Raw genomic sequence first — 12,694 nt, 5'->3', positions numbered from 1 at the left:
CGGTGGGAAAGGATGCGGGTATGGACACGGTAGCCGGTCGGACGGTGCTGATCACCGGTGCCGCGATGGGGCTGGGTAAATCGTTCGCCGAGCGCGCGGTGCGCGAGCGGGCGGCCGATGTGGTGCTGTGGGATGTCAACGACAAGGCGCTGAAGGAGACCGCGGCCGAGCTGGAGGCATTGGGCCATAGTCGAATTCATTCCCACGTCGTCGACGTCTCCGACCGCGCGGCGATCGCGGCCGCGGCCGCCGCGGTGCGCGAGCGGGTCGGCGCGATCGATGTGTTGATCAACAACGCGGGTATCGTGCGCGGCAACGGATACTTCTGGGAGACCACCGACCCCGCCGATATCGATAAGACGGTCGCGATCAATTCCCTTGCGCCCATGTACATCACGCTGGAGTTCCTGCCCGCCATGGTCGAGCGCCGCATCCCGGCGCGGGTGTTGAATATCGCTTCGTCGGCCGCGCTGGTCGCCAATCCGCGTATGAGCGTCTACGCCGCCTCCAAATGGGCGGCCCTGGGCTGGTCGGATTCGGTGCGTCTGGAACTGGAACAGTCCGGCAACACCCACGTCAAGTTCACCACCTTCTGCCCGACCTACATCAACACCGGAATGTTCGACGGCGCCAAGGGTTTTCTGTTCACGCCCATCATCGAACAGGACGAGGCGGTGGAGGCCGCCTGGTCGGAGATGAAGAAGGGCGCGGCCCTGGTCGTCATGCCCTGGACCTCGCGGCTCAACCGCGCCATCTCCGGACTGCTTCCGCTGAAGATCCGCGATCTGTACCTCAACGCGGTCGGGGTCTACCACTCGATGGACGAATTCACCGGCCGTAAGGGCTGAGTCGGCGGGTGCCGATCACCACCGTCGCGTAGTACTCGTCGGATTCGGCGATGGTGGGGGTCAGGCCGCTGGCGGCGAAGTGCGCTGTGGCGGTGGGGATCTGGGATTGACTGGTCTCGATGAACAGGTGGCCGCCGGGGGCCAGCCAGCGGGGCGCCTCGGTGGCCACGCGCCGGGCCGTGTCGAGGCCGTCGGGCCCGCCGTCGAGGGCGGTTCGGGGTTCGTGGTCGCGGGCCTCGGGAGGCATGTGGGCGATCATCTCGCTGGGCACGTACGGGGTATTGGCCAACAGCAGGGTGATACGGCCCGCGAGGTCGGCGGGCAAGGGTGCGAACAGGTCGCCCCGGTGGATGCGCGCGCCGAGACGGGCGAGATTGCGCTCGGCGCAGGCGACCGCGGCGGGTTCGATATCGCTGGCGAAAAGCTCGACGGGAATGCCCGCGGCGGTGAGCTCGTGGGCCACCGCGAGGCCGAGCGCTCCGGAGCCGCAACACAAATCGAGGACGACCGCGCGGTCGTGGTCGCGGCCGCGGGTGAGGGCCTGTTCGACGAGGAACTCCGTGCGGCGGCGGGGAACGAATACGCCGGGGGTGACGGCGACCCGCAGGCCGCGAAATTCCGCCCAGCCCAACAGATGTTCCAGCGGCACGCCGGAAATGCGTTGTACTACAAGGCTTTCCAACTCGCCGGGTGAGGCGGCCGCCGCCGTGAGCAGCGCCGCCTCGTCCTCGGCGAAGACGCATCCGGCCCGGCGCAGTCGCGCCACCAGAGCGTCGATATCCGCAACGATCACCGACCCATTGTGGCTGGGCGGACCCGGTTATCGCGCGGCCGGGAGCAGGAAGGTCCGCGTCGCGTCGAGGTAGATGCCACGCTGGGAGGTGCGAGTGGGCGGGGGAAGTTGGGAGACCAGCTGGTCCAGCGAGGTCATCGCGCCGACCACATGGGTGCCCGCGACGATGAAATCGGCCACCGCGCGGCGGATGTGATTGGGGGAGGTGACCACGACCGCGCTGTCGGCGCCCGCGTCGCGCAGGTGGGCCGTGCTGAACAGCGCGTTCTGCACGGTCGAATTGGCGCGATCCTCGACGATGACGCGGGAGGCGGGAATGCCGTGGGAGATCAGCCAGCCCGCCATGGCGGCGGCCTCGGGGACGCCGTTCTGCGGATTGCCGCCGGTCACGACGACCGGCGCCCAGGGCGCGGCGATGGCCTGGACCCAGGCGGCCGTCAGGCGGCCGACCAGTTCGGGGCGCATCGCGCCGTCGGGCAGCAGCCCGTAGCCCAGGACCACGATGCCGGTATGCGGACCGATGAGGGCGGGCAGCGGATTGGGCAGGGTGCCGATAGCCGCGCCGATGGCGCCCAGCACGTTTCGGGTGCCCGCGGCCATGGCGGGATTGATATTGTCCAGGCGGGTCAGGGCCACCTCGCGGGTGATGACGTCGCCGACGTAATCCGACCAGACGGCCTGCAGCGACAGCGCCTGCGCGTCGGTGGGGTTCTGCACGAGCAACTGCGCCAGGGCGGCCAGGCCTGCGGATTCGTTGCCGTCGAGGAAGCTGGCCTGGGCGGAGTTGTAGAGGGGGATGAGGGGATCGGCGCTCGCGGTCGATGCGAGCGGCCCGGCGACGACGAGCGCGGCCGAGGTGGCCGCGACCAGATATTTGACACGCCTTGCGATCTTCACAGCAGTCGACACCTTTCCCCGGTAACCGGGTTCCGCACGTGTTGCTGGTAATTGGCTCGAGGACGATCAAGACCACGATAAGGCCCGCAGGTGTGTCGACCCAGGATTTCGTGCTGGCCAATTCGGGCACGCGCCCGATAGCGGACAGGTAGCGAGTTATCCGCGCCGACGATCAGCCGTTATATCGCGCCCGATAGGGTGTGACATTGTGGACACGACTTCGCTGACCGGCAAACAGCTCGCCGCCGACCTCAACGCCGACACCAGGACTCGCGCCGCCGCGCTCACCGAAAACGGCGCCGCGCCCCGGTTGGTGCTCGTGGTCGCCAATGACGATCCGGCCAGCGGGTGGTATGTGAAGTCGCTGCAGCGCGCCGCCGAACGCCTCGGCATCGCCTGCGACACGGTCGATCTGGGCGCCACCGCCAGCGCCGACGCGATCCGCGCCGAATTGGACCGGCTGTCGAAGGATCCGGCCGTCGACGGAGTCATGCTGCAGACGCCGCTGCCGAAGGGTGTGGGGCTCGCCGAGGTCAGCACGGCCATCGTCGCGGCCAAGGATGTCGACGGCGTGAGCCCGCATTCGCTCGGTCTGCTGGCCTCGGGTCTGCCCGGCTTCCCGCCCGCGACCTCGGAGGCCGTGGTGGAGCTGGCGAAGTTCCACGAAATCCCGCTGGCCGGAAGGCATGTCGCGGTGGTGGGCCGGTCCAATGTGGTCGGCAAGCCGCTGGCGCAGCTGCTGCTGGCCGAGAACGCCACGGTGACGGTGTGTCATTCGCGCACCGCCGACCTGCCCGCGGTCACCTCGGCCGCCGATATCGTGGTCGCCGCGGCCGGGCGCGCGGGCCTGATCACCGGCGCGCACGTGCGCGAGGGTGCGGTTGTGCTGGATGTGGGAACCAACGAGGGCCCCGACGGCAGCATCGTCGGCGATGTCGACGCGCCCTCGGTGCAGGGCCGCGCGGCCGCGCTGAGCCCGGTTCCCGGGGGGATCGGACCCGTCACGACCGCGCTGCTGATGCGCCACGTGGTGCGGGCCGCCGAGGCGGCCCGCGCCTGACTCACCAGTGGGTGGTCACCGGATCGCCGACGCGCACGACATCGAAGTACCACTCCGCCTCCTGTGGCGGAAGATTGATACAGCCGTGGCTGACATTGCGGTAGCCCTGATCGTCCACCGACCAGGGCGCCGAATGGACGAAGACACCGCCCGTGGTCAGGCGTTCGGCGAATTCGCCCTGGAGGTAATAGCCTTCGGGCGAGCTGAGCGGGATGCCGATCGTGCGCGAATCGAAGATGATCGAGCGATCCTTCTCCATGACGGGGAAGGTGCCGACCGGCGTCTCGCGCCCGGGCTTACCCATCGACGCGGGGATCACCCGCGGCGGCGCGCCGGGGATGAACACCGTGAAGGTGTGCGCCGACATATCGGCCTCGGCGGTGGTCCCGGCGTCGGTCCGGAAGTCCGAGCGGGCATCGCCGGCGGTGATCGTCAGCCTGGCATTCGCGGGTAGGTACCCGTCCGGATGCCATCGCAGTTCGCGATCGCCGTTCCAGGTGAAGGACCCGCCGGGCACGCTCACGTTCACCGAGCGTTCCGCGCGGGCCCGGTCGGGGACGGAGGAGGCGAATCGGATCGTCACCGGATACGCGATGCCGACCAGGGAGCCGTCTGCCGGGGAAATGGCTTCCACCGGATAGTTGACTTGCGGCGAGACGGTCGCCGCCGCTGCTGTGCCGGTCGTGAGGGCGGCCAGTGCCGCGATCACGAGCGCCAGGAACACATGCCGAATCATGTTCCGCATGGCTTCCACCCCTTCGAGTGGTGAGATTTTCAGATTTACATTCTCGGTTCATGATCACGCCGCCGTCCGTACAGTGGCGGCTTCGTGACCAAAACGTCGCATGTCGCGCCGGTTATAGCGACAACGTATGTGCTATCGCCGTACCCGTTCGGCGGCCGGTCAATCGGACTTTGCGGACATCGGTGGGTGAACTCACCGCAGGTCCGGGCGGTCGCGCCCGTAGCATCGGAGCGCGGGGTTGTGGATGGGTGAAGCGATGGAGGCCGAGTGTGACCGTTCCGACCGAATCCGAGACGCCGTCGAAACCGGCGCGCTGGTCGCCCGGGCGGACGCTGCTGCTGACGGTGGCGGCGCTGCTGGGCGTGGCGCTGGTGCTCGCGCAGATCTTCGCGGTGACGCCGGTGTCGTGGACCGAACCGCTGCTGCGCGTACATCTGCTGCAGTCGCTCATCATGGCCTTCGACTGGCTGCGCGATGTATGGGGTTCGTGGACGCTGGTCCTGGCGCTCGTCGCGGTGGCGCTGGCGCTGATCGTAGTGCGCGGCAGGCGAACTCGCGCGTCGGTGACCGTCGGCGCGGTGACCGCGCTCGGTCTTGTGCTCACCCTGATCACCTCGACCGGGCTGGCGCTGGCGGCGCATCGGGAGACCGGGCGCTGGATTCTGTTCGGTCCGCCGCTGCCGATGATCGTGGACGGACACGGTCCGGACAAGACCGTCACCTACGCCACCCTCGACGGTGCGCAGCAGCGCGCCGATCTGTATCTGCCCGAACATGTTTCGGGCCCGGTGCCGGTGGTGGTGCGCATTCACGGCGGCGGCTTCGTCTCCGGCACGCGCGGGCCCACGCCCTACAACAGCTGGCTCGCCGCTCAGGGGTATGCCTTCGTCGATGTCGACTATCGGCTCTCCAGCGCCGCCCAGCCGCGCTGGAATACCGAGGACGCCGATGTGGGCTGCGCGCTGACCTGGGTCGCGGCGCACGCGCAGGAGTACAACTGGGATCTGAGCCGGTTGGCCACCTTCGGTGATTCGGCGGGCGGCAATCTCGCGATCAATGTGGCGTACAAGATCGCCAATGGCACGCTGCGGCCCAGCTGCGGTACCGCCGCGGAACTACCGCGGGTGCGCGCGGTGATGGCCGACTATCCGGCCGTGGATCTGACCGGCTCGGAAGGCGATACCGCCGAGGGGCAGCGGGTCGGCCGCGAATATCTCGGCGGCCCCGCCTCGGAGTTCCCCGAGCGCTACGCCTATACCGACTCCGCGCCTCAGATCGGCCCGAACTCCCCGCCCACGCTGCTGCTGCAGGGCAAGGCCGATCACCTCGTATTCGCCACGCGCACTAAGGCTTTCGCCGACAAGCTCACCGCCGCGGGCATCGCGAATCGCTATCTGCAACTGCCGTTCTACGACCACGGCTACGACGGTGTGCTCAATCTCGGCGCCCAGGTGGGACGCGAGGCGGTGCTGGACTGGTTGCGCCGCTACGACGCCCGGCTCAGCGGGTGATCGCGGCGACCACGTCGTCGTGCAGTGCGTCGGCGCGAGCGAGGATCTCCTCGATCCGCTTCAGCACCGGCGCGAACTCCGCGCCGTGATGATCGCTGAGCGAGGCCACGTTGATCGCGATATTGAGTTGTGAGCTCGCGGCGGCCGAACGCGCGGCATCGGCGGCCGCGCCGATGTCGGTGACCACATTCGGATTGCCGATGGGCAGCAGATCCGCCGCGAGGGAAAGGATTTCGTCGGCCTCGGCGACCACGGCCGCCGGGACGCGGGCGGCCTGCAGCAGCGCCTCGGCGATGGCCTGCTCGCGCGCGGCCCGCTCGGTATCGCTGTCCTTGGGCAGCTTGTAGGCCGCGCCGACGGCGGTGAACGCGGCGGCGTCGGCATCGGCCAGGGCAAGCGAACGCTCCCGGGCGACGTCGGCGGCGGCGATGATGCGGTCGATCACGGGCCGATTGTCGGCATCCTTGGCGCGGGTGGTGTAGCGGGCGACCATCGCGACCAGCGCCGCGCCCTGCGCCGCGTGCAGCGCCGCGACCGCGCCGCCGCCGGGAGCCGGAATCTTGGCGGCGAGATCGTCGAGATACCGGCCGATCGTCGAGGTTCCGAAGGTGTCCGCGGACATTGGGGTGGGGCCTCCCGGGGCGATGATCGAAATACCGTTCGCCGACAACCGTACTGTGTCTTCGGCCTCCGCTTCGCTCCGGCGGGTGTTCGCGGCCCTGAGACGGCCGCGAACACGTGCGTGAATCGCCGCAAATGAGGAGGAACTCGATGTTCAGCCGGGGCCACCGAACACCCACGGATCTGAGAGGGTGAGTTAGGTTCGATACATGCGTATCGGATTGGGCATCAACTATGCGGGTGGGTTCAAAGAGGTGGCTTCTGAGGTCGCCGATTTGGAGCGGGCCGGGGTGGACATCGTTTTCGTGCCCGAGGCCTATTCGTTCGACGCGGTGAGCGCTCTGGGCTATCTGGCCGCGGTGACCGAGCGAGTCGAGCTGGCGTCGGGCATTCTGCAGCTCTACACCCGCACGCCCACGCTCACGGCGATGACCGCGGCGGGGTTGGACTACGTCTCCGACGGCCGCTACATCCTGGGGTTGGGCGCGTCCGGGCCGCAGGTGATCGAGGGCTTCCACGGGGTGGCCTACGACGCGCCGATCGGGCGCACCCGCGAGGTGGTCGAGATCTGCCGCAAGGTGTGGCGGCGCGAGCGTCTCGAATACCAGGGCAAGCACTACACACTGCCGCTGCCCGCCGATCGGGGCACGGGCCTGGGCAAACCGCTCAAGCTCATCAATCATCCGGTGCGCGAACGTATTCCGGTGCTGCTGGCGGCGCTGGGACCGAAGAATGTGGAGCTGGCCGCCGAGATCGCCGAGGGTTGGCAGCCGATCTTCTATCTGCCGGAGAAGGCGAACGACGTCTGGGGCGAGGCGCTGGCCGCGGGTAAGGCCAAGCGCGATCCGGCCCTGGGCGAGCTCGAGGTGTACGCCTCCCCGACGCTGGCCATCGGTGAGGATGTCGAGCCGCTGCGCGAATTCGTGAAACCGCATCTGGCGCTCTACATCGGCGGTATGGGCGCCAAGGGCAAGAACTTCTACCACGCCCTGGCCACCAAATACGGCTACGGCGCCGAGGCCGATCGCATTCAGGAGCTGTATCTGGCGGGCAAGAAGGAGGAGGCCGCCAAGGTCGTGCCCGACGAGCTGGTTCGCGATGTCTCGCTGATCGGTTCGGCCGGATTCGTCGCCGAGCGGGTGGCGGCGTTCCGCGAGGCCGGTGTGACGGTCCTCAACGTGCTGCCGATCGCCGCCACCCCGGCCGAGCGGGTCAAGCTGGTCGAGCAGTTGCGCGAATTGGTCTAGCGCAGCGAGGCGAGGGCCTCGTCGAGCGTGGGATGCAGGGCGAAGACCTGATCGAGGTTGGTCATCCTCAATTGACGGCCGGTGGCGGGGCCGTCGGCGACCACCGCGATTCGGGTCTGGGTCCCGGCCCGCTGATGCGCGGCGACGAGGGCGGCCATGCCCGCGGAAGCCAGGAAGGTCACCTGCGACAGGTCGATGATCAGTGCGGCGGGTTTGCCGCCCAGCGTCGCCTCGATGGCGCTCTCCAAGGCGGGAGCAGTCGCAAGGTCGACCTCACCGGCCACCGTCAGCACCGTCGCTTCGTCGTGCACCGCCACCGAGGTGGTCATCGTGTCGGCGAGGGGATACGCGTCTCCGGAAGTATTGGTCACATCGAACCAATCTGCCATGAACCCGCGCCGCGCGCTGCATCGTGGCCCGGATTGATGGTGAATCCGGTGTTTTCGATCACTTCATACCGTTATGCGAGCACGCCGACGCCGCCGTACCACCCCGAACCCCTTGCGGCGTCTTCGGGATCGTCGGGACGCCAGTCGCAGACGTCGACGAGTCCGGGTTCGACGAATGCGAAACCCTCGAACAGGGCCTGGATCTGCGCGCGCGAACGCGGCGTGGATTTGTTGGCCGTGCGTTCGGACATGGCGGCGATGCGGTCGGCATTGTCGCGTTGTTTGTCGGAAAAGTGCGATATGGCCAGATAACTGCCCGGCGCCAACGCGTTTCGCACCTTGGCCAGCACCTCGTGCGGCTGGGCAGCCTCGGGGACGAAATGCAGCACCGAAACCAGCAGGACCGCCATCGGCCGCGAGAAGTCCAGCAGGCCAACGACTTCGGGGTCGGTGAGGATGGGTTCGATGTCGGTGAGATCGCCGCGCACGGCGGTGACGTCCGGATTGTCGGCGAGCAGGCGACGGCTCACGCTCACCGCGACCGGATCGATATCGACGTAGGCCACCCGGGCGCCGGGCCGCAGCCGCTGGGCGATCTCGTGCACATTGCCCGCGGTCGGGATGCCCGAGCCCAGATCGAGGAACTGGTCGATCCCCGCGTCGATCACCAGGTATTCGACCAGCCGTCGCAGGAATGCCCGATTGTCGCGCGCGCCCTGGGCCACCTCGGGCATGGTTCGGGCCACCCAGTCGGCCAGCTCGCGGTCGACCTGGAAGTTGTTGAAACCGCCCAGGACATAGTCGTACATGCGCGCGGCGCTGGGAATCGTCGGGTCGATATCGTCCGGCGACCAGTCGGCGGGAGTCTGCACGATGCGAGCGTAGCGGCAGACCGGCCCGCGGGGCGGTTTACACCCGTCCGGCCGGAGTCACCGATACCGCGGGCAGCTGCGCGACCATGCGCACCCGGGTGCCGACCCCGACGTTATCGATGGTGAGTTCGTCGCTGAGCGCGCGCATCATGGCGATGCCGCGGCCGCGATGGCCCGGATCCTCGGGCTGCGGACGCCAGACGCCCGCGTCGGAGACGTCGATGACCACCTGGTCGATCGTGCTGGTGGCGGTGAGTTCGACGCGCCCGGACGAGCCGTCCAGATAGGCGTGTTCGATGCTGTTGCTGCACGCCTCGTTCGCCGCGGCGACGAGATCGGCGGCGAGTTCGTGCGGGACGGCCGCGGTGGTCAGCCAGGCCGTCAGCGCGCGGCGCATACCGGCCAGGCGCTGCGGTTCGGCCGGGACGTCCACGTGCAGCGCGCCCGGCGGCTGGCGGTACACCACCATCGCGACATCGTCGTCGTAGCCACCCGCCGGGCGCAGTCGCGACAGCACCGCGTCGGCCACCTCGCGCGGCAGATACGGTGCGGCGTCGGATAATTCGTCGGCGAGTTCGTCGAATCGGGTGTCGATATCGATACCGCGCTGTTCGACCAGGCCGTCGGTGAACAGGACCAGGGTCGAGCCGGGCTCGAGGGTGGTGGTCGCCTCGGGGCGGCTGGGCGGATCGAAGGTGGCCAGCGGCACCGCGCGGCCGCCCTCGAGCAACTGCCCCTTGGTGTTGGGCTCGGCCAGCACCGGCGGCATATGCCCGGCGCTGGAGTAGCGCACGAGCCCGTGCGCGGGATCCAGGATCGCCGCGCACACGGTCGTGCACATCGCGCCCGGTATGCGCGCGGCGACAGTGTCCAGTTCGGCCAGCAGCTGGGCCGGGCCCGCGCCGCGCAGCAGCAGAGCCCGTGCGGCCGTACGCAATTGGCCCATCACCACCGCCGCGGACAGGCCACGGCCGACGCAGTCACCGACCACGACGCCGATCAGGCCGTCGCGCAGGCGCACCACGTCGTACCAGTCACCGCCGATCTCGAGCGGCGGCAGCGCGGGTTCGTAGTGGACCGAGAAGCCCGGCGGCAGTTCGATCGGGCCGAGCATGGCCCGCTGCAGCGTCAGCGAGGTCGCGCGCGCCTGATCGAAGTTGCGGGCGCGCTGCACTGCCAGCGACAGATGTCCCACCAGCAGTGAGAACAGCGCCCGATCCGCGGCGCTGACGACGCGCGGGGTGGCGAAGCGCATCCACAGCGCGGCATCGGCAGCCTCGCCCAGCGGCGCGACCAGGCCCTCGGAACTGGCCGTGCCCTCCGGGATCGCGAAGACCGCGCGACCCGGCCGGGTGCGCACCCGATCCAGCAGCGCCCGCGCCCGCGCGTCGAGCACCTGCCGCGAGACCGCCTCGGATTCGACCGAGGTGGGGCCCGAACCGTTCATCGAACCCGAAACCGGCCCGGACACATACAGATCCGGCGGACCCTGCCGATTGGGCCAGACCGAGACGACGGCGGTCTCCGCGCCGATCGCCCGGCGCAGCTCCTCGAGTCCGACCGAAAGCACCTCGGCCACACTGGTCGCCGCGCCGACCGCGGTCGCCAGCCGCGAGACCGCCTGATCGCGGGCCTGTGCGTCGTGTTCGGAGGTCACGTCGCGAATGGTGCCGACATAGACCCGTTCCTCGTCCTCGGGTTTGACCACCGAGGAGGTGCTCACCGCCAACCACAGCTGGCGCCCGTCACGGTGACGGATCGGGAGCACGAAGCGGGCCGCCTCGGTGCCCAGATCCGGATACTGTCCGGATTTTGGCAGCGCCCACGGATGCGGCAGTTTGTACGGAACACCGTCCGGCCCATAGCCGGTCAGCGCGCCGAAGGCGGAGTTCACCTCGGTGATGGCGCCGCGCGCGTCGGCGACGAAGAAGCCGTCCTGCAGCGATTCGACCAGTGCGGCGCGGAAGGCGTCGCGATCGGCGAGATCCTCCGCGCGCAGCCGCTGCAATTCGTAACTGCGGGTGCTGTCGAGGAATCCGCGCGTGGCCACATCGAGCGCGGCCAGAGTCTGCAACAGGAATTCCAGCGCCGCCTCGGTATCGAGGATGTCCTCGCGGTCCAGCAGCCGGAAGTGGTGCTCGGTCAGGTCGAGAATGCTCACACCCTCGACGAGCGCGCGCCGGCCCAGTTCGTAACCCTCGGCGAGGGTGTTCTGGCCGGGTGAATCCAGGTGTGACCGAAGCGCATTCGCATACGCCTCCCGAAACGCGGCCAGCACCGCGCTCACGGTGAAACCTCACCGTGGGTGTGCCCGCGATGCCGCGCGGCCAGGACCAGCGCGTCGTCGGTGGTTTTGGCGTGGGTGTCGAGGATGCCGCTGGTGACGTCGGCGATCGGCTTGGCCAGATCGATACCGTCCACGAAATCGCTGACGATGCCGTCGGTGGACATCAGCAGTAGATCACCCGGGCGCACGACCACCGTCTGGGTCTGCAGATTCGGCGGCAGCAGATAGCCGACGATACCGCCGGTGAGCAGCGCCGCGGCCCGCACGATCGGTTTGACCGGCCCGGCCGCGACGACGCGGGAATCGACATTGCCGACTCCGAGCCAGTGCAGTCGATCGGCGGAGTCGAACAGCGCCAGCGAGACCGCGGCCCCGCGCGTATCGGCCATCGCCCGATGACACAGCACCATCAGCACATCCAACGGTTCGGCGCGATTCTCCGACAGCACCTGCATCGCGCGGTCCGCCGCCTCGGCCGCGGCGGCGCCATGGCCCAGCCCGTCGAGCACGGCGAACAGGGCCGAACCGCCGCCCGCGTCGAGTACGAGCGAGCGATCGCCCGAAATCCGCTGTCCCGGAAGCGCGCGGCCCGCGACGGCCCATTCGATCGCGCCGATGTGACCGTCCTCATGCACTGGTGGGCACCCACTTCCACATCTCCACCAGCGTCCCCTGACCGGGAGCCGACTCGATCAGCAGTCGATCCATCAGTCGCCGCGCGCCGGGCAGGCCCAAACCGAGCCCGCGTCCGGTGGAATACCCGTCCTCCAGCGCCCGGGTGATGTCGAGAATGCCCGGGCCCTGATCCTGTGCCTGCACGACAAGCGCTCGCCGCCCCTCGCGATCTTCCACGGTGATCCGTACCTCGCCCGTGCCCGCGTAACTGGTGATGTTGCGGGCCACTTCGGAGATCGCCGTGGAGATCATGGTGATGTCGGTGAGCGTGAACCCGAGTTTCGCCGCGAGTTCTCGCCCGGCCTGACGTGCGGTCACGATGTCGTTGGACATCTTCACCGCGATCACCACATTGTCAGCGGTCACGATCACGACCGTCTTGCTGTCGGCGGGCGGGGAGCTGTCTGTTGAGCCAGGCCAGCCCTTCCTCGAGGTCCAGCGCGGTGTGCATGTCCTCGAAGGTGAGGCCCAATTGCACCATGGCGAAAGCGACTTCGGGCTGTAGGCCCACGATGACCGTCTCCGCACCGCGCAGCTTGGTCATATGCGCGATGGTACGTAGCGATCTCGCGGCGAAGGAATCCATCACATCGATCGCGGTGACGTCCACGATGATCCCCTGTGCGCGGTATTTGCTGACGAACGTCATCAGGTCGTCCTGCAACCGCTCGGTATCGGCGTCGGTCAGGGCGGATTGCACAGAGGCGATCAGATAGGTGCCCTGTTTCAGAATGGGTACCGGCATTTAC

14 protein-coding genes are annotated in these 12,694 nt (G+C 68.5%); 4 read left to right on the top strand and 10 right to left on the bottom strand.

All coding sequences use genetic code 11. The features are described 5' to 3' along the window. The first annotated feature begins 20 nt into the window (after nt 1-20). Nucleotides 21-848: an SDR family NAD(P)-dependent oxidoreductase gene (locus NP4_RS36995; protein WP_068008351.1), complete on the top strand. Its 828-nt coding sequence runs from the start codon at nt 21-23 to the stop codon at nt 846-848. On the opposite strand, the gene NP4_RS36990 is transcribed toward NP4_RS36995, so the two are convergent. Both NP4_RS36990 and NP4_RS36985 read right to left on the bottom strand, forming a co-directional pair. Then, nucleotides 829-1,641, bottom strand: coding sequence for a putative protein N(5)-glutamine methyltransferase (locus NP4_RS36990; RefSeq protein ID WP_068008348.1), 813 nt, complete (start codon nt 1,639-1,641; stop codon nt 829-831). The genes NP4_RS36995 and NP4_RS36990 overlap by 20 nt on opposite strands. A 27-nt stretch (nt 1,642-1,668) precedes the next feature. After that, on the bottom strand, nt 1,669-2,538 hold the full coding sequence (locus NP4_RS36985; RefSeq protein WP_114755490.1) for a YdcF family protein: 870 nt from the start codon (nt 2,536-2,538) through the stop codon (nt 1,669-1,671). A 208-nt stretch (nt 2,539-2,746) separates the two neighbouring features. Between NP4_RS36985 and NP4_RS36980 the strand changes: the two genes are divergently transcribed. After that, nucleotides 2,747-3,598: a bifunctional 5,10-methylenetetrahydrofolate dehydrogenase/5,10-methenyltetrahydrofolate cyclohydrolase gene (locus NP4_RS36980; RefSeq protein WP_068008345.1), complete on the top strand. Its 852-nt coding sequence runs from the start codon at nt 2,747-2,749 to the stop codon at nt 3,596-3,598. Nucleotide 3,599: 1 nt separating this feature from the next. Here the strand turns inward: NP4_RS36980 and NP4_RS36975 are convergent, their stop codons facing one another. After that, nucleotides 3,600-4,343 carry a L,D-transpeptidase gene (locus NP4_RS36975; protein ID WP_068008343.1) on the bottom strand — a complete coding sequence of 248 codons (744 nt, stop codon included), beginning with the start codon at nt 4,341-4,343 and terminating at the stop codon, nt 3,600-3,602. Nucleotides 4,344-4,612: 269 nt separating this feature from the next. On the opposite strand from NP4_RS36975, the gene NP4_RS36970 reads away from it, so the two are divergent. After that, nucleotides 4,613-5,854 (top strand): alpha/beta hydrolase, encoded by a 1,242-nt coding sequence (locus NP4_RS36970; RefSeq protein ID WP_068008340.1) that lies wholly within the window; start codon nt 4,613-4,615, stop codon nt 5,852-5,854. On the opposite strand, the gene NP4_RS36965 is transcribed toward NP4_RS36970, so the two are convergent. Beyond that, nucleotides 5,844-6,476 (bottom strand): cyclodeaminase/cyclohydrolase family protein, encoded by a 633-nt coding sequence (locus NP4_RS36965; protein WP_068008337.1) that lies wholly within the window; start codon nt 6,474-6,476, stop codon nt 5,844-5,846. The two genes, NP4_RS36970 and NP4_RS36965, sit on opposite strands and share 11 nt — an antisense overlap. 208 nt (nt 6,477-6,684) lie before the next feature. Between NP4_RS36965 and NP4_RS36960 the strand changes: the two genes are divergently transcribed. Beyond that, nucleotides 6,685-7,722 carry an LLM class F420-dependent oxidoreductase gene (locus NP4_RS36960; protein WP_068008335.1) on the top strand — a complete coding sequence of 346 codons (1,038 nt, stop codon included), beginning with the start codon at nt 6,685-6,687 and terminating at the stop codon, nt 7,720-7,722. Here the strand turns inward: NP4_RS36960 and NP4_RS36955 are convergent. The 6 genes from NP4_RS36955 to NP4_RS36930 all read right to left on the bottom strand — a co-directional run bounded on the left by NP4_RS36955 (nt 7,719) and on the right by NP4_RS36930 (nt 12,690). Continuing rightward, the gene (locus NP4_RS36955; RefSeq protein ID WP_068008389.1) at nt 7,719-8,051 is read right to left on the bottom strand and encodes an STAS domain-containing protein; all 333 of its coding nucleotides are present in this window, start codon (nt 8,049-8,051) and stop codon (nt 7,719-7,721) included. The genes NP4_RS36960 and NP4_RS36955 overlap by 4 nt on opposite strands. Before the next feature lie 131 nt (nt 8,052-8,182). Then, nucleotides 8,183-8,983 carry an SAM-dependent methyltransferase gene (locus NP4_RS36950; protein ID WP_068008332.1) on the bottom strand — a complete coding sequence of 267 codons (801 nt, stop codon included), beginning with the start codon at nt 8,981-8,983 and terminating at the stop codon, nt 8,183-8,185. Between the two features lie 37 nt (nt 8,984-9,020). After that, nucleotides 9,021-11,270, bottom strand: a complete 2,250-nt coding sequence (locus NP4_RS36945) for a SpoIIE family protein phosphatase (RefSeq protein ID WP_068008328.1) — start codon at nt 11,268-11,270, stop codon at nt 9,021-9,023. Continuing rightward, complete coding sequence (locus tag NP4_RS36940; protein WP_068008324.1) at nt 11,267-11,905, bottom strand: SpoIIE family protein phosphatase; 639 nt, start codon at nt 11,903-11,905, stop codon at nt 11,267-11,269. The genes NP4_RS36945 and NP4_RS36940 overlap by 4 nt, the downstream gene beginning before the upstream one ends. After that, nucleotides 11,898-12,278 (bottom strand): anti-sigma regulatory factor, encoded by a 381-nt coding sequence (locus tag NP4_RS36935; protein ID WP_068008385.1) that lies wholly within the window; start codon nt 12,276-12,278, stop codon nt 11,898-11,900. Before NP4_RS36935 ends, NP4_RS36940 begins: the two co-directional genes overlap by 8 nt. Nucleotides 12,279-12,300: 22 nt before the next feature. Next, nucleotides 12,301-12,690, bottom strand: coding sequence for an STAS domain-containing protein (locus tag NP4_RS36930; protein WP_068008321.1), 390 nt, complete (start codon nt 12,688-12,690; stop codon nt 12,301-12,303). Between the last annotated feature and the right edge of the window lie 4 nt (nt 12,691-12,694).

The sequence above is a fragment of the Nocardia pseudobrasiliensis NBRC 108224 genome (assembly GCF_001613105.1).
Lineage (GTDB): Bacteria > Actinomycetota > Actinomycetes > Mycobacteriales > Mycobacteriaceae > Nocardia > Nocardia pseudobrasiliensis.
Note: the sequence above shows the minus strand (reverse complement) of the source record. Positions and strands in the feature narration are given on the sequence as shown.

Coding starts and splice junctions, on each gene's coding strand:
- NP4_RS36975 (WP_068008343.1), bottom strand. CDS start 4,343: ATGCGGAACATGATTCGGCATGTGTTCCTGGCGCTCGTGATCGCGGCA.
- NP4_RS36960 (WP_068008335.1), top strand. CDS start 6,685: ATGCGTATCGGATTGGGCATCAACTATGCGGGTGGGTTCAAAGAGGTG.
- NP4_RS36965 (WP_068008337.1), bottom strand. CDS start 6,476: ATGTCCGCGGACACCTTCGGAACCTCGACGATCGGCCGGTATCTCGAC.
- NP4_RS36955 (WP_068008389.1), bottom strand. CDS start 8,051: ATGACCACCTCGGTGGCGGTGCACGACGAAGCGACGGTGCTGACGGTG.
- NP4_RS36930 (WP_068008321.1), bottom strand. CDS start 12,690: ATGCCGGTACCCATTCTGAAACAGGGCACCTATCTGATCGCCTCTGTG.
- NP4_RS36995 (WP_068008351.1), top strand. CDS start 21: ATGGACACGGTAGCCGGTCGGACGGTGCTGATCACCGGTGCCGCGATG.
- NP4_RS36935 (WP_068008385.1), bottom strand. CDS start 12,278: ATGTCCAACGACATCGTGACCGCACGTCAGGCCGGGCGAGAACTCGCG.